The sequence below is a fragment of the Agrobacterium vitis genome (assembly GCF_013337045.2).
GTDB classification, from domain to species: domain Bacteria; phylum Pseudomonadota; class Alphaproteobacteria; order Rhizobiales; family Rhizobiaceae; genus Allorhizobium; species Allorhizobium vitis_B.
Window position 1 is genome coordinate 3585138 of record NZ_CP118259.1, and the last position, 14891, is coordinate 3600028.

The following is a 14891-nucleotide window of genomic DNA, read 5'->3' on the forward strand; positions in this document are numbered from 1 at the left end:
GACGCGCGGCATCGGAAACCTTCTTCACAGCAGCAAAATACGGTACAAAAAACGCCCGGCAATGTTGCCGGGCGTTTTATCTAAATCATGCTTTTTCCCTGCCGCGTTTACGACAGCGGGCGATCAATTGGTTGGCAGCGCCACCGGATTGTCGGACTGGTTGTGCAGATATACCAGCAGGTTGGCGCGGTCCTGTTCCTTGGGAATACCGGCAAAACCCATGGCGGTGCCTGCCACGAATTTCTTTGGCGCGGTCAGGAAATGGTTGAGGTTTTCAAAGGTCCAGTGCTCGGAGCTGCCCTTGGAGAAATCCTTCATACCGGCCGAATAGGCAAAACCTTCATGACTGGCGATGGGCCGGTCGACAACGCCCCAAAGGTTCGGTCCGACCTTGTTGGCTCCGCCCTTGTCGACGCTATGACAGGCTGTGCATTTCTTGAAAATCGCTTCGCCCGCCTTGACGTCTGCCGATGCCAGCAGTTCGGCGATCGGCTTGTCGGCTGCGGCCGGTGCCGCACCTTCGCCGCCGCCAGCGGCAGGCGCTTCGGCCGCCACAATGGCATAGCCTTCCTTTTCGGGGTTCGGCGCGTGGAAAATCCCCTCCGACGCAATGGACACTGACATCAGTACGAAGATCGTACCAAGCAATGCGCCTGCTCCCATATTCATGTAGGAATTCATTGGTTATCGCTCCCCATGCAGTCCGCGCAGTAGAAATCGGACAAGCCTCCATCTATGAAAAGGCTAAGACTTTTGCTTGACAGTTGCAACCCGATTATGCTCCGCCGCCCTGAGACGTTTTGCCACTTACCCCCATTGCTTTCAAAGGCGAATACCGATGTCTGACCATACACGCTTCAAAACACTGGTTCTCATCCCCGCCCGCATGGCCTCCACAAGGCTTCCCGGCAAGCCCCTGGCTGACATTGCCGGTCTGCCGATGATCGTTCAGGTGGCAAAGCGTGCAGCGGAAGCCAATGTCGGACGTATCGTCGTGGCGGTGGATCATCCTGACGTGTTCGCCACGGTGACGGCAGCCGGTTTTGAAGCCGTGATGACCGGCGAGCAGCATCAATCCGGCTCGGATCGTATCCATGAAGCGCTGATGACGGTCGATCCGAAGGGCGAGGCCGAGATCATCATCAACGTTCAGGGCGACCTGCCTACCATTGACCCGGAGACAATTCGTGCCGCCCTTCGGCCCCTGGAAGATCCCGCAGTCGATATCGCCACGCTGACGGTGGAGATCGAGGATGAGGCAGAAAAGACCAATCCCAACGTGGTGAAGGTCGTCGGCTCGCCGCTGTCGGACAATCGCCTGCGGGCGCTCTATTTTACCCGCGCCACCGCGCCCCATGGCAAGGGGCCGCTTTATCATCATATCGGCCTCTACGCCTATCGCCGTGCCGCGCTGGAACGGTTCGTGGCGCTGTCTCCCTCGGTGCTGGAAAAGCGCGAATCGCTGGAACAGCTGCGGGCGCTGGAAGCGGGCATGCGCATCGATGTCGAAATCGTCGATACCGTGCCGCTTGGCGTTGATACCCCGGCGGATCTCGAAAAAGCCCGCGCCATTCTGGCTGCAAAATAAGGATAAGCTCGTGGTCACGCTCACCAACAAGATCTCTTTTCAGGGCGATTATGGCGCCAATTCCGACATGGCCTGCCGTGACATGTTCCCGGATATGGAGCCTTTGCCATGCCCGACATTCGAAGACGCCTTCATGGCGCTCGAAAATGGCGAGGCGGATCTGGCGATGATCCCGATTGAAAACACGCTGGCTGGGCGGGTCGCCGATATTCACTATCTGCTGCCGCTGTCACGCCTGAAAATCATCGGTGAATATTTCATGCCGATCCGTTTTCAGCTTATGGTGCTGCCGGGCGTCAAGGCCGAGGAGATCCGCACGGTTCACAGCCACATCCATGCGCTCGGCCAATGCCGCAAGATCATCCGCAGCCATGGCTGGAAGGCGGTGGTGGCGGGCGATACGGCAGGGGCGGCCAAGCAGGTTGCGGAACTGGGCAACCGCTCCATGGCGGCCTTGGCACCGCGCCTCGCCGCCTCGCTCTACGGTCTGGATATTCTCGCCGAAAATGTCGAGGATTCAGAAAACAACATCACCCGCTTCGTCGTGCTGTCGCGCGATGAGGTGGCGTTGAAGCGGACGGCTGCGGACGAGCGCTTCATCACCACATTCGTTTTCAATGTCCGCAATATTCCGGCGGCGCTTTACAAGGCCATGGGCGGCTTTGCCACCAATGGGGTCAATATGACCAAGCTGGAAAGCTACCAGATCGGCGGAAAATTCATCGCCACCCAGTTCTACGCCGATATCGAAGGGCACCCGGAGGATGCGCCGGTCAAGCGGGCGCTGGAGGAATTACGCTTCTTCTCCGAGAAGGTTCATATTCTCGGCGTCTACAAGGCTCACGCCATGCGCGGCAAGTTTTAATCAGAGATTAGAGCAATGGCGGCGGGGTGCCGCCATTGCTTTGCGTACTCAATATTTCAACGAATAGCCGATCTTGTAGAGCGGCTTTTTCGAATCATGCGGTGTGCTTGGCGCCTGTGCCTCGACGGCCTGCATGGAAGACGGCAGTTCAAACGGCAGCTTGCCCCGTGCCTTCTGCTTGCCCTCGATGACATTAAATAGCGCTTCGTCACTGGCACCGAAATTGCCGATCAACGCCTTTGTCTGGTCCTTCAGATTGGTGAGAATACTCGGGCGTGACAGAAACACCGTGGCAATGATCGGTGTCTTTGCGGCAATGGCGGTCACTGCGTCGTAATCGGGCTTGCCGGGCTTGAAGGACAGATCGCCTTCCTCGTGCCGCGCCCCGAAGAAGTAATTGGGATGCAGGCGCTCAAACGGTGCCATCAGACGGACCAGGGCAAAATCCGCCTCTTCCGGTTTTGTCACCACCTGATAGCCGCGCTTCTGGGCAATGGCGGCATCGACATTGAGAAGATAGACCTTCCTGCCAGGCTTGACGGGCAGGATTTTCCCCTTGTTTTGCAGAACAACCATGGCGCGGGCCTGGGCCTTTTCGCCCTCGGCGACAAAATCCGCATTGCCAACGATGGCCTTGGCTTTTTCCGGGTCGGCATAGGGGTTTTCAAACAGGCCTTGCTCGAATTTCTGGATCAGCAACCGCTTGGCAGACTGATCGATCCTGATTTCGCTGACTTTCTTGTCTTCGACTGCTTTCACCAGGATATCGGAATTGGCGACGCCGCCGAATTGGTCGATGCCGGCATTCACCGCCTTGGCAAAACGATCCTCCCGGCTGAGATCTTCAACGCCCCAGGGCATGCCGAATGTGTCGGGCCGGATGATCGGGGTGTCGCCTGGCTTTTCGCCATTCAGGCATTCATCCTTGCAGTCATTGGTAATCAGCCAGTCGCTGACCACGACGCCGTCGAATTTGTAGCGCTTGCGCAGCAGATCCGTCAGCAATTGCTTGCTATAGCCTGCGGCCACGGGCTCCAGGGGTTTTCCATCAAGCTTGACGCCATCGACAATCGAATAGGTCGGCATGATGCCCGCCACCTTGGCGGCAAAGGCACCCTTGAAGGGGGTGACGTGCTTTTCGAAGTCCTTAGCCTTGAACACCACATGGCGACCATAGGAGTTATGGCCGTCAAAGCCTTGCGGTGCTGCGCCATAGCCCACCCAATGCTTGGCGACGGCGCTGACGCTACCGGGTTTCAGACCCGTGGTGCCGTTCTGGAAGCCTGCGACATAGGCTTCCGCCATGCGCCTGGAAATCTGCGGATCTTCTCCGAATGTGCCGGTCGAGCGTGGCCAGCGTGGTTCCGTGGCAAGATCGATTTGCGGTGACAAGGCCTGCTGGATGCCAACGGCGAGATATTCCTGCCGTGCAATATCGCCGAACCGGCGTGTCAGCTTGGCATCGTCCAAGGCACCAAAACCCAGGCTTTCCGGCCATTTGGAGAAGCCGCCGCTCTGGGCCGACGCGCCCAGCACATATTGGAAATGGTTGCGCGGGTCGGTGCTGATCGTCAGCGGAATGCCAAGCCGACTTGCCTCGGCAATCTCCTGGAGCTTGTTGTTTTCTGTGGCCAGCTGTTCGGGTGGTAGGGATAGCCGGGTAATATAGGTGGCAACCTTGGCATCGTTGATCAGCGGCTTGATTCGCTCCAGATCATAACCGCTGCCACGTCCCTGACCGCCCTCCGATCCGGACGCCAAAGCCGGTGCCGTTCCATGCATCATCAACCCGGCCTTTTCGATCAGGGTCATCTGGCTGACGAGGTCACTTGCCCGTTCTGCCGGAGAGCGTCGCCAATCCTCATAAACATCGAGGCGGCCGTTGCGGTTAAGGTCCTTGAAGGTCTTTCCGTCGACCGTGAGGATCGCCGCGGAACGGGCGACGACGACAGGCTGGTTTTGAGCGATGGCAACAGACGCCATCAGAATGGCGCAGGACGCCAAGCTAAACATTTTCATCGATGATTTCCTGAATTGATGAATTTTGCCGAAAAACGGGCCAAAAACAGATTTCTGAAAGGCCGAGCGCGGAAGGCCTATCGAGGCACAGCCCGCCGTTTCATCGTGGCGTTGGGTTTTGAAAGCAAAGATATATCCTCCCTCGAAATAGGCTATCGCGTGCGATGTTTTGCTTCATCGTCCGTTGACCCCTCCCCATCGGACAATGACATCACATTCGCTTACCATAGACTCACGCGTTTTTCGCGTAAATGGTGTTAAAGTCCTTTCCGGACGCAGACTTTACCATCTTAATCAGCCTTGCCCCAATCGAGCCAGTCGCTCATCAACCGATGGGCAATGGTGCCGGGCGCGGGGGCTTTTACCGTTTCGGTCTCAAGATCGATCATCGCCTGCACCTCGGCCCGGCTGAACCAGCGGCAATCGGCCAGCTCGTTCTCGTCGCGGGAAATCTCCAAGCTCAGCGCCTGCGCATAGCAGCCGATCATCAACTGATGCGGCATCGGCCAGGGCTGGGAGGCATGGTAGCGCACACGCCCGATGGTGATGGCGGCCTCTTCATAGGTCTCGCGACGCACAGCGTTTTCAATGGTTTCCGCCGGTTCGACAAAGCCTGCGAGGCAGGAATACATGCCTTCGGGAAAATGCGCTCCACGCCCCAGCAGGCAGCGGTCGTTTTCCTCATCCACGGTCATCATGATCACCACCGGATCAGTGCGTGGAAAGGCCATGCGCCCACAGGCCGGACATTCGCGCTTGTAGCCGCCAAGCCGCGGCTCCATCGGCTTGCCGCAGCTGCCGCAGAAGCGGTTCTCAGCGTTCCAGTGCAACAGGCTGAAGCCCTGCGCCGCTTCGCCGACCAGTTCGGCATCAAGATTGGAATCACGAAACAGCTCGCGCGCCGTTAAAGCCTTGTAGCCACTTGCAAGCTGCTCCTCGCTGATTGTCACGGGGACGGCAATGCGCGGCTCGCCGCTGGGGCGGCGACCCAAAAGCACGGCATTGTCGAGGTCCGGTTGCAGGGCGGTCAACTCGTAAGGTGCAAATAGCGGGTCGAGCACCAGCCCTTCGTGCTTGAACACCAGCCGGTTGCCAGCAAAAGCCAGCACATGCATGCCCTCGGCCTTGAAGGCTTCCGAGAGGCTCTCTTCCGAGCGATGCTCGGCGTAGCGTTCCAGTCCATTACCGGCAAAAGCGGTGAGGGCGCTTGCCTCGGGATGGGGTGTATCAGTATCAAACAGGGAAATTGAGGTCATGTCAGCGCGTCCAGAATTGTCGTTGTCATCGCCGCAAGGGCTGCGTCCGAATAGGGTTCTGCCACCCCATGGCCCCAGATCGGCCCCGGCCAGTTCGGGTCGTTTTCAAAGCGGGCGACGACATGAACATGGAGCTGTCGAACCACATTGCCAATGGCGGCGATGTTGATCTTGGTGGCGCCGGTTGCGGCTTTTAAGGCGGCACCGACGTGCACCTGTTCGTGCAGCAACTGGATCTGGTCGTCCTTCGAAAGTTCGAAAATCTCAGCGACATCATTGCGGCGCGGCACCAGGATCAGCCAGGGCCAGCGGCTATCCCTGGACAGGCGCAGATCGCTTAACGGCAGCTGCAAGATCGACTTGCTGTCGCGCGCCAGCCGTTCATCAAGACGAAAAGGCTCCAAGATCGGTCTCCTGATGGTTTCCTTAAGGTCATTTTGTTTTTACGCATGCCTGACCGTAAAGCCGATATCCACTTTTACCGGAAAGGCGAACAGTTTTTTTGGTCCTCGGCTTGCAATTGCCGCAGGAATTGCCGATATGTCGCTCGGGAGGTTGGTGGTGGACGAGCCACTCGCCAACCGGGTCAGGTCCGGAAGGAAGCAGCCCTAACGAGCGCGGCACGGGTCATCGTGCCAGCCTCCCACCCTTCATGTTTATGGCCAGTCCTTTTCAAGCGTGGCCGTATCCCGCCCGAAACGGGGAGACTGGCAGCGCGATGTCCTATATGGAACCCACAGCACAAGCTGCTCCCGCGTCCGGCCAAGCCTCCGGTGCTTACCGCGTTCTGGCGCGCAAATATCGCCCCAAGGATTTTACGGACCTGATGGTCGGCCAGGAGCCGATGGTCCGCACGCTCACCAATGCCTTTGAGACGGGCCGGATTGCCCAGGCCTATATGCTGACCGGCGTGCGCGGGGTCGGCAAGACCACGACCGCCCGCATTCTCGCCCGTGCGCTGAACTACAAGACTACTGAGATCGACCGCCCGACCATCGACCTGAAAATCCCCGGCGAGCATTGCCAGGCGATCATGGAAGGCCGCCATGTCGATGTGATCGAGATGGATGCCGCCTCCCATACCGGTATCGACGATATCAGGGAAATCATCGAGCAGGTGCGATACCGCCCGGTATCGGCACGCTACAAGGTCTATATTATCGACGAAGTGCATATGCTCTCCACCGCCGCCTTCAACGGCTTGTTGAAGACGCTGGAAGAGCCGCCGGAACACGTCAAATTCATCTTCGCCACCACTGAAATCCGCAAGGTGCCGATCACGGTGCTGTCACGCTGCCAGCGCTTTGATCTGCGCCGCATCAGTGCTGGCGATCTGGTCGGGCTGTTTTCCACCATTCTCTCCAAGGAAAATATCGAGGCGGAAGACGAGGCGCTGGCGATGATCGCCCGCGCCGCCGAAGGCTCGGCCCGCGACGGACTTTCCCTTCTCGATCAGGCCATTGCCCATGGGGCAGGGCGGGTCGAAGCAGATGCCGTGCGTTCCATGCTGGGTCTGGCCGACCGCGCCCGGGTGGTCGATCTGTTTGGCCATATCGTGCTCGGCGATGTTGCCGCAGCCCTTTCGGAATTCAACAGCCAGTATGAAGCCGGTGCCAGCCCCAGCGTGGTGCTGACCGATCTTGCCGATTTCACCCATCTGGTGACGCGGCTTAAATATGTACCCAATGGTGCGAATGACCCATCGCTGAGTGAAGTCGAGCGGGTGCGGGGGGCGGACTACGCCGAGAGCGTTGCCGTCACCACGCTGTCGCGCATCTGGCAAATGTTGCTCAAGGGCATTCCCGAGGTGGAAAACGCTTCCCGTCAGGCCGGTGCCGCCGAAATGGTGTTGATCCGGCTGGCCCATGCCGCCCATCTGCCGTCGCCGGAAGAAGCGGCCCGCCGCCTGCTGGACATGGCGCAGGATGGCGGTGGTGCGCCGCAGGGGACCAGTCCCAGAGGCGGTAATGGAGGCGGTGCATCTGCCAGCTATGGCGGGCAGGCGGTGGCGCGGGCATCAAGCGATCCGGCACCGCGTGCATTAGGCCAGACCCAGCCGACCGCGCATTTGCAGGTGGTTCCCAAGGCATCGCCTTCGCCTGAGATTGCCGCCCGCCCGGAGACAAAGCCTGACGTCCAGCCGGATGTGCCGGAACCCAAGGTTCCCGAGCCCAAGGTTCCCGTCAGGTCGTTGGATGATATCGTCAATCTCTGTACCGCAAACCGCGATCCGAAGCTGAAGGCGCTAACCCGCGCCTATGTGCGGCTGGTCAAGCTGGAAAATGGCCGGCTGGAAATCAACTTGCCGCCGGAGGCGCCGAAATCGCTGGTTGGCGATCTGCAAAAACGGCTGGAGGAATGGACCGATATCCGCTGGATGGTGATCCTTAGCCGCGAGCCGGGGGAAAAGACCCTGGCCGAGCAGGAAAAGAGCGATCACGAAGCGCGGATGACCGATGCCGCCGCCGATCCGGATGTCATGGCGATCCTGTCGCGCTTTCCCGGCGCGAAAATCACCGACGTGCGCATCCGCACCGTCGCCGAGGAAGAAGACGAGGCCCTGCCGCCGCCAGCGGCGGCTGAATCGGCCGAGGGTGATATCCTTCCCGGAGACGACATCGAGTTTTAAATTTTAGCCGGCTTATCATCTGTTGCGGAGGCGTGAAATCGCCGCGCGTCTGACAGGTGAAGCCAAGAACAACGGACTATATAAAGGAGGCAGGTCATATGCGCGACATCATGGGTATGATGGGCAAGGTCAAGGAAATGCAGGCCAAGATGGAGAAGATGCAGGAAGAGATTGCATCGCTTCAGGTCGAAGGCAAATCCGGCGGCGGGTTGGTGACTGTGATCATGACCGGCAAGGGTGAGTTGAAGGGCCTGAAAATCGATCCGTCGCTCTTTAAGGAAGACGACGTGGAAATCCTCGAAGACCTGATCGTTGCCGCCCACAAGGATGCCAAGGACAAGGCCGAGGCGATTGCCGCCGAAAAGACCAAGGACATGACCGCCGGTCTGCCGATCCCGCCCGGCTTCAAGCTGCCGTTTTAAGCCGGTACAAACGCTGTTTAGAGAAAAGAGGCGGGGTCATTCCTCGCCTTTTTCCGTCTTGCCATGAACGCGGTCTGTATGGCCGAGGTCCTTGCCGGGTTCGATTATATCGCGGACCCGCTGTTTCAGTTCCTTCGGCCCAGGAAAACCGCCATCGCGCTTGCGCTCCCAAATCAGGTCGCCATTGACGCGGATCTCGAAATTGCCGCCGGTGCCGGGAATCAGACCCACTTCGCCCAAGCTGTCGCCAAAAGTGTGCAAGAGTTCCTGCGCCATCCAGGCAGCGCGCAGCAGCCAATTGCATTGGGTGCAGTAGAGAATGGTGATTTTCGGCTTGTCGGTCATGGCTGCTTTCCTTGTTACGTCCTCCATCTCAGCTTTTTACGGTCCGTTGATTTTATTCGAGGACGCAGTTAACGCTAAGCTGGCTATTCAGATTTCGTTGTGTGGAAGGCATAGAAAATGCCCGTATTGATGGTGGATGTGGATGGTGTCCTGGTTCACGGCAGGCCGCAGGATAGATTACCATTTGGTACCTTTTTGCAGCGTGATCTTGGTGTTCCTTTCGATGAACTGAAACATCAATTTTTTGAAGCTCACTGGGCAGGGATTGTTACTGGCAAACAACCAATGCGTCCGATTCTTGAAAGGGTGCTTTCAAAAATTGCCCCCACGGTCAGTGTCGATGCTTTGATCCGCTACTGGTTTGAACATGATGCTCATATAGATCATGTGTTGGTGGCAGATTTGCATAGGCAAAGACAGCGAGGAGTGAAGATATATCTGGCAACCAATCAAGAGCATGAGCGTGCCAAATATCTCATGGAAAGCTTGGATTTACAGGCTTTTACAGATGGTGTTTTTTATTCCGCATCCCTGGGATGCAGAAAACCATCTCCTGAATTTTACCGCCAGATTACCGAGCGGTTAGGCGAAATGCCTGAGAATATCGTGTTTATCGATGACATGGTTGAAAACATCGAGTCAGCTCGTGCTTTCGGTTGGCGTGCCTACCAATGGACATCAGGCACTGGCCTAAACGCCATTCTATCTGATGCCTGGCATGGCGAAAGCTAACTTGTGAAGAGCCGCTTATAGAAGATCGTCGTATCGCAAAAGCGGCCGTCGGGAAACAGCGCGTAGTCCGGTACGACGCCTGTGCGTGTCCAGCCCAGCCTCTCGTAGATTGCTTCCGCCGGTTCACCAGTCGCTGTATCTAGCACCAGTAAGCTCTTGCCCGCCTTGGCGGCATGTTGTTCCGCCGCCTCCATCAGTTGACGCGAGAGACCAAGTCCACGGGCGCTGCGATGCACCAGCAATTTCTTGATGTCGGCGCGGTGCGGCTGGTTGGGCGGCTGTTTGAGGCCGATCTGTACCGTGCCGACCAGACGGCCCTGATGTTCTGCCATCAGCAGCAGACTATCCCCTGCCTCGATCGCATTGGCGACGCCCTCCCAAAAAGGCCTGGCCGTTTCAGGGTCGAAGGGCAGCATGAAACCCACCGATGCACCGCCATTGACGCAATCGCAGAGAATTTCACAGAGATCGGGTATCGCTTCACGGGCGTCAGAGGCGTTCAGCAGCCGAATTGCAGTCATGGTCATTTCCTTCGAATCAGCGGCCAAGATCGATGATCACGCCGTAGCGGGCAGGGCGGTCCGTGGGGTTATGGAAGGCGTGGACCTCGCCGATAGCCATGAAAAGACAATCACCCGGCTCCAGACGATGCACGGTATCGCCCACGGTCAGCTCGATAGTGCCTTCGAACAGCCAGACATGTTGCCATTGCCTGCTGCTGGGATGGGGGCTGGCGGGCTGCGCTGAAAATTGGACAAGCGCGCCCGGCGGCAGCTCTACTTCCACCACATCGACCCGCGCACCGGTGCCGGGTGCTGAAACGGCGCGGCGGATATAGCCGGTTTCGGGGTCCCGCCACACCGGCTGGTCGGCGCGGCGCATTAAGGGTGAGCCCTGATTGGGTTCGGCAAAAAACATCGAAAGCGATTGACCCAGCGCCGAGCATAGCCGTGCCAGCAGGGTGGCGGTCGGGCTTGCTTCAGCGCGCTCGATACGGGAAATCATGGCCCGGCTGACGCCGGAGAGATCCGCCAACTGGTCGAGTGTCAGGCCGCGTTCGGTGCGGATCGCTTTCAGCCTTGCGGCAATGGCGAGCGTGAGGCTATCGGGTGTATTTTCCATGATACAAGAAATATAGTGTCTTATAGTGGAGTCAATGGCCTTTCTCGCGCCGCTCTCGTCAGCAAAATCACCTTTTATCAACAAGCCTCTTGCATGTCGCCCAACTCCCGGCCTTTTTCGCGTGCCAAGAGAGCGTATGATTCGCACGACAGGACGAGTCGAGCACAACCCCAAGGAGACAGACGTGATTGAGATCAGAAAACCGCAAATCGAGGAAATGCGGCCGAAGATTACCGTCATCGGGGTTGGTGGTGGGGGCGGCAATGCCGTCAACAACATGATCAACGAAGGCCTGCAAGGCGTCGATTTCATTGCCGCCAATACCGATGCCCAGGCGCTGACCATGTCGAGAGCCCCGCGCCTCATTCAGCTTGGTGCTGAAATGACCGAGGGTCTCGGCGCGGGTTCGGTGCCGGAAACCGGACGGATGGCTGCCGAAGAATCCCTGCATGAAGTGATGGATCACCTGGCTGGCACCCATATGTGCTTCGTCACCGCCGGCATGGGCGGCGGCACGGGCACGGGTGCAGCGCCAGTGATTGCGCGTGCGGCTCGTGAGGCCGGCATTCTGACGGTCGGCGTTGTCACCAAGCCTTTCAGCTTTGAAGGCCGCCGCCGTATGCAGGCTGCCGAAGAAGGCATCGAGCGGTTGCGCGAAGCTGCCGATACCGTGATCGTCATCCCCAACCAGAACCTGTTTCGCATTGCCGATGCCAAGACCACCTTTGCCGACGCCTTCGTGATCGCCGACAAGGTGCTGTTTTCGGGCGTGTCCTGCATTACCGATCTGATCGTCAAGGAAGGCCTGATCAATCTGGACTTCGCCGACGTGAAATCCGTCATGAAGGGCATGGGCCGGGCGATGATGGGCACCGGCGAGGCGACCGGCGACAGCCGCGCCATGAAGGCGGCAGAAGCGGCGATTGCCAATCCGTTGCTGGACGAAGTGTCGATGCGCGGCGCACGCGGCGTGCTGATCTCGATTTCCGGCGGCATGGACATGACGCTGTTCGAAGTCGACGAAGCCGCCACCCGTATCCGCGACGAGGTCTATGACGAGGCCGATATCGTCGTCGGCGCGATCTTCGACAAGGAACTGGACGGCACATTCAGAGTGTCGGTGGTCGCCACCGGGCTTGGCGAAGAGGGCGACCATCAGCAGGTACGCTGATTTCGCCCGGTCTCAGGTTAAATTATCCTTCAAATGCCCCGCATTTCCGCTTTGCGGCATGCGGGCGCGCTGCTATATGCGCAGGCCATGAGCACACAGAACCGCACGCCTCTCGACCATATCCGCAACTTTTCCATCGTCGCCCATATCGACCATGGCAAATCGACGCTGGCCGACCGCCTGATCCAGACCACCGGTGGCCTGGCAGAGCGTGATATGTCGGAGCAGGTGCTCGATAGCATGGATATCGAGCGTGAACGCGGTATCACCATCAAGGCGCAGACCGTGCGCCTGCACTATAAGGCCAATGATGGTGAAACCTATGTGCTGAACCTGATCGACACGCCCGGCCATGTCGACTTTGCCTATGAAGTCTCGCGGTCGCTGTCAGCCTGCGAAGGTTCGCTGCTGGTGGTGGATGCGTCTCAGGGCGTCGAAGCCCAGACGCTGGCCAATGTCTATCAGGCCATCGACAACAACCACGAGATCGTCACCGTTCTCAACAAGATCGACCTGCCTGCCGCCGAACCGGACCGGATCAAGGAACAGATCGAGGAAGTCATCGGCATCGATGCCTCCGAGGCTGTGCTGATTTCCGCCAAGACCGGGCTTGGCATTCCCGATGTGCTGGAAGCCATTGTCAAACATTTGCCGGCGCCGAAAAGTGAGCTGGGCGACAAAGGCCCGCTGAAAGCACTGCTGGTCGATAGCTGGTATGATACCTATCTGGGCGTTATGGTTCTGGTGCGCGTCATAGACGGTGTTTTGACCAAGGGTCAGACTATCCGGATGATGGGTACGGACGCGAAATATCAGGTGGAGCGTGTCGGCGTTTTGACGCCGAAAATGCTGGCCGTCGACAGTCTCGGTCCGGGCGAAATCGGGTTCTTTATCGGTTCGATCAAGGAAGTGGCCGATACCCGCGTTGGCGATACCATCACCGAAGATAAGCGCCCGACTGCGACCATGCTGCCCGGTTTCAAGCCTGCCCAGCCTGTGGTGTTCTGTGGGCTGTTTCCAGTCGATGCAGCTGATTTTGAAGATCTGCGTTCAGCGATGGGCAAACTTCGCCTTAATGACGCAAGCTTTTCGTTTGAAATGGAAAGTTCGGCAGCGCTGGGCTTCGGTTTCCGCTGCGGCTTCCTGGGCTTGCTGCATCTGGAAATCATTCAGGAGCGGCTGGAGCGCGAGTTCGACCTTGACCTGATCGCCACGGCGCCTTCGGTTGTCTACAAGCTGTTCATGACCGATGGCAGCGAACGCGAATTGCACAACCCGGCGGACATGCCGGATGTGGTGCGAATCTCGGAAATACACGAACCGTGGATCAAGGCGACTATTCTGACGCCGGATGACTATCTCGGCGGCATCCTCAAGCTCTGCCAGGACCGTCGTGGTGTGCAAACCGAGCTGACCTATGTCGGCAAGCGCGCCATGCTGACCTATGAACTACCGCTCAATGAAGTGGTGTTTGATTTCTACGACAGATTGAAGTCGATCTCCAAGGGCTATGCCTCGTTCGACTATCACCTGGACGCTTATCGCGAAGGCAATTTGGTCAAGATGTCGATCATGGTCAACGGCGAGCCCGTCGATGCTCTGTCGATGCTGGTGCATCGCTCCGCAGCGGAAAAGCGCGGTCGTGACATGTGCGAGAAGCTGAAGGATCTGATCCCGCGGCACATGTTCAAGATCCCGATTCAGGCTGCCATCGGCGGTAATGTGATCGCGCGCGAGACCATTTCAGCAATGCGCAAGGACGTGACCGCCAAGTGCTATGGCGGCGACGCCAGCCGCAAGCGCAAGCTGCTGGACAAGCAGAAGGCCGGTAAGAAGCGGATGCGCCAGTTCGGCAAGGTCGAAATCCCGCAGGAAGCCTTTATCGCTGCCCTGAAGATGAGCGACGAATAACGGACCGAAATAGACGGCATTTAACAAAAAAGGCGGAAAACCAGGTGGTTTTCCGCCTTTTTCAATCACGATGACGCTGGTTCAGCTATGGGCGAAAATATCGGTCTCTTCCCAGCCGAGCAGGTCCAGCTTGGCGCGGGTGGGCAGGAACTCGAAACAGGCGGTGGCGTGGTCCATGCGGCCATCGCGCACCAGCCGGGCGGTCAGCTTGTCGCGCAGCGCATGCAGATAGAGCACGTCGGAGGCTGCATATTCGAGCTGTGCCGGAGACAGCGTTTCTGCCGCCCAGTCCGAGGATTGCTGGGCCTTGGACACATCCACGTCAAGCATCTCTTTGAGATTGTCCTTCAATCCATGCCGGTCGGTATAGGTGCGCGACAGGCGCGAGGCGATCTTGGTGCAAAACACCGGCGTGGTGGTCACGCCAAAGGTGTGAAACAGCACGGCGATGTCGAACCGGCCATAATGGAAGATTTTTTCCCGGGTCGGGTCTTCCAGCAGGGCGGTCATGTTGGGCGCCTGGCGCTGGCCAGGCGCAATACGGATCACGTCGGCAGTGCCGTCGCCCGGCGAAAGCTGCACCACGCAGAGCCGGTCGCGGCGGGGGATAAGCCCCAGCGTTTCGGTGTCGATGGCGATGGCGCGGGTATAGCGCGCCGCATCTTCGCTGCTGATATCGCCTTCATGGTAGCGAATGGTGGAAGCCATGCCTGTCTCCTGCTGTCTCTTTGGTCTTTGTGCGGCCTACTGCATAATTCCTTAAATCGGAATCGATTTAAGGAGAAAATTATGCAGCAGATATAAAGCGCTACAGCGAACCTTTGTGCGCCA

General features: G+C 58.3%; 15 protein-coding genes and 1 other RNA gene. 8 read left to right on the top strand and 8 right to left on the bottom strand.

Translation table 11 applies throughout. The features are described from left to right. Positions 1–123: 123 nt before the first annotated feature. Positions 124–681: a c-type cytochrome gene (locus G6L01_RS16880; RefSeq protein ID WP_070164111.1), complete on the bottom strand. Its 558-nt coding sequence runs from the start codon at positions 679–681 to the stop codon at positions 124–126. A 157-nt stretch (positions 682–838) separates the two neighbouring features. Here G6L01_RS16880 and G6L01_RS16885 point away from each other — a divergent pair, with 157 nt between their 5' ends. After that, positions 839–1588: a 3-deoxy-manno-octulosonate cytidylyltransferase gene (locus tag G6L01_RS16885; RefSeq protein WP_070164110.1), complete on the top strand. Its 750-nt coding sequence runs from the start codon at positions 839–841 to the stop codon at positions 1586–1588. Positions 1589–1655: 67 nt separating this feature from the next. Then, entirely contained in the window at positions 1656–2453 is a 798-nt protein-coding gene (locus G6L01_RS16890) for a prephenate dehydratase (RefSeq protein WP_070164139.1), read from the top strand. A 48-nt stretch (positions 2454–2501) separates the two neighbouring features. Here G6L01_RS16890 and G6L01_RS16895 read toward each other — a convergent pair whose 3' ends face one another. The 3 genes from G6L01_RS16895 to G6L01_RS16905 all read right to left on the bottom strand — a co-directional run bounded on the left by G6L01_RS16895 (position 2502) and on the right by G6L01_RS16905 (position 6132). Beyond that, positions 2502–4472 carry a glycoside hydrolase family 3 protein gene (locus G6L01_RS16895; RefSeq protein WP_070164109.1) on the bottom strand — a complete coding sequence of 657 codons (1971 nt, stop codon included), beginning with the start codon at positions 4470–4472 and terminating at the stop codon, positions 2502–2504. Between the two features lie 290 nt (positions 4473–4762). Continuing rightward, positions 4763–5728 (bottom strand): NAD(+) diphosphatase, encoded by a 966-nt coding sequence (nudC, locus tag G6L01_RS16900; RefSeq protein WP_070164108.1) that lies wholly within the window; start codon positions 5726–5728, stop codon positions 4763–4765. Next, positions 5725–6132 carry an HIT family protein gene (locus G6L01_RS16905; RefSeq protein ID WP_070164107.1) on the bottom strand — a complete coding sequence of 136 codons (408 nt, stop codon included), beginning with the start codon at positions 6130–6132 and terminating at the stop codon, positions 5725–5727. Before G6L01_RS16905 ends, nudC begins: the two co-directional genes overlap by 4 nt. A gap of 146 nt (positions 6133–6278) precedes the next feature. Between G6L01_RS16905 and ffs the strand changes: the two genes are divergently transcribed. The 3 genes from ffs (at position 6279) to G6L01_RS16920 (ending at position 8779) form a co-directional block, all read left to right on the top strand. Beyond that, positions 6279–6375, top strand: an RNA gene (gene ffs, locus G6L01_RS16910) — signal recognition particle sRNA small type. Between the two features lie 80 nt (positions 6376–6455). Then, positions 6456–8357 carry a DNA polymerase III subunit gamma/tau gene (locus G6L01_RS16915; protein WP_070164138.1) on the top strand — a complete coding sequence of 634 codons (1902 nt, stop codon included), beginning with the start codon at positions 6456–6458 and terminating at the stop codon, positions 8355–8357. Between the two features lie 98 nt (positions 8358–8455). Next, positions 8456–8779: a YbaB/EbfC family nucleoid-associated protein gene (locus tag G6L01_RS16920; protein WP_070164106.1), complete on the top strand. Its 324-nt coding sequence runs from the start codon at positions 8456–8458 to the stop codon at positions 8777–8779. A 36-nt stretch (positions 8780–8815) separates the two neighbouring features. On the opposite strand, the gene G6L01_RS16925 is transcribed toward G6L01_RS16920, so the two are convergent. Next, positions 8816–9124 carry an Rdx family protein gene (locus G6L01_RS16925; protein WP_070164105.1) on the bottom strand — a complete coding sequence of 103 codons (309 nt, stop codon included), beginning with the start codon at positions 9122–9124 and terminating at the stop codon, positions 8816–8818. Positions 9125–9241: 117 nt separating this feature from the next. Here G6L01_RS16925 and G6L01_RS16930 point away from each other — a divergent pair, with 117 nt between their 5' ends. Further along, on the top strand, positions 9242–9856 hold the full coding sequence (locus G6L01_RS16930) for an HAD family hydrolase (protein WP_070164104.1): 615 nt from the start codon (positions 9242–9244) through the stop codon (positions 9854–9856). On the opposite strand, the gene G6L01_RS16935 is transcribed toward G6L01_RS16930, so the two are convergent. Both G6L01_RS16935 and G6L01_RS16940 read right to left on the bottom strand, forming a co-directional pair. Continuing rightward, positions 9853–10377: a GNAT family N-acetyltransferase gene (locus tag G6L01_RS16935; protein WP_070164137.1), complete on the bottom strand. Its 525-nt coding sequence runs from the start codon at positions 10375–10377 to the stop codon at positions 9853–9855. The genes G6L01_RS16930 and G6L01_RS16935 overlap by 4 nt on opposite strands. A gap of 16 nt (positions 10378–10393) precedes the next feature. Then, complete coding sequence (locus G6L01_RS16940; protein ID WP_156584806.1) at positions 10394–10978, bottom strand: helix-turn-helix domain-containing protein; 585 nt, start codon at positions 10976–10978, stop codon at positions 10394–10396. Positions 10979–11162: 184 nt separating this feature from the next. Here G6L01_RS16940 and ftsZ point away from each other — a divergent pair, with 184 nt between their 5' ends. Together ftsZ and lepA are read left to right on the top strand one after the other, a co-directional pair. Then, the gene (ftsZ, locus tag G6L01_RS16945; RefSeq protein ID WP_070164102.1) at positions 11163–12149 is read left to right on the top strand and encodes a cell division protein FtsZ; all 987 of its coding nucleotides are present in this window, start codon (positions 11163–11165) and stop codon (positions 12147–12149) included. An 87-nt stretch (positions 12150–12236) separates the two neighbouring features. Continuing rightward, on the top strand, positions 12237–14060 hold the full coding sequence (gene lepA / locus G6L01_RS16950; protein ID WP_070164136.1) for a translation elongation factor 4: 1824 nt from the start codon (positions 12237–12239) through the stop codon (positions 14058–14060). An 81-nt stretch (positions 14061–14141) separates the two neighbouring features. Here lepA and G6L01_RS16955 read toward each other — a convergent pair whose 3' ends face one another. Beyond that, entirely contained in the window at positions 14142–14768 is a 627-nt protein-coding gene (locus G6L01_RS16955; protein WP_070164101.1) for a ribonuclease D, read from the bottom strand. Positions 14769–14891 lie beyond the last annotated feature (123 nt).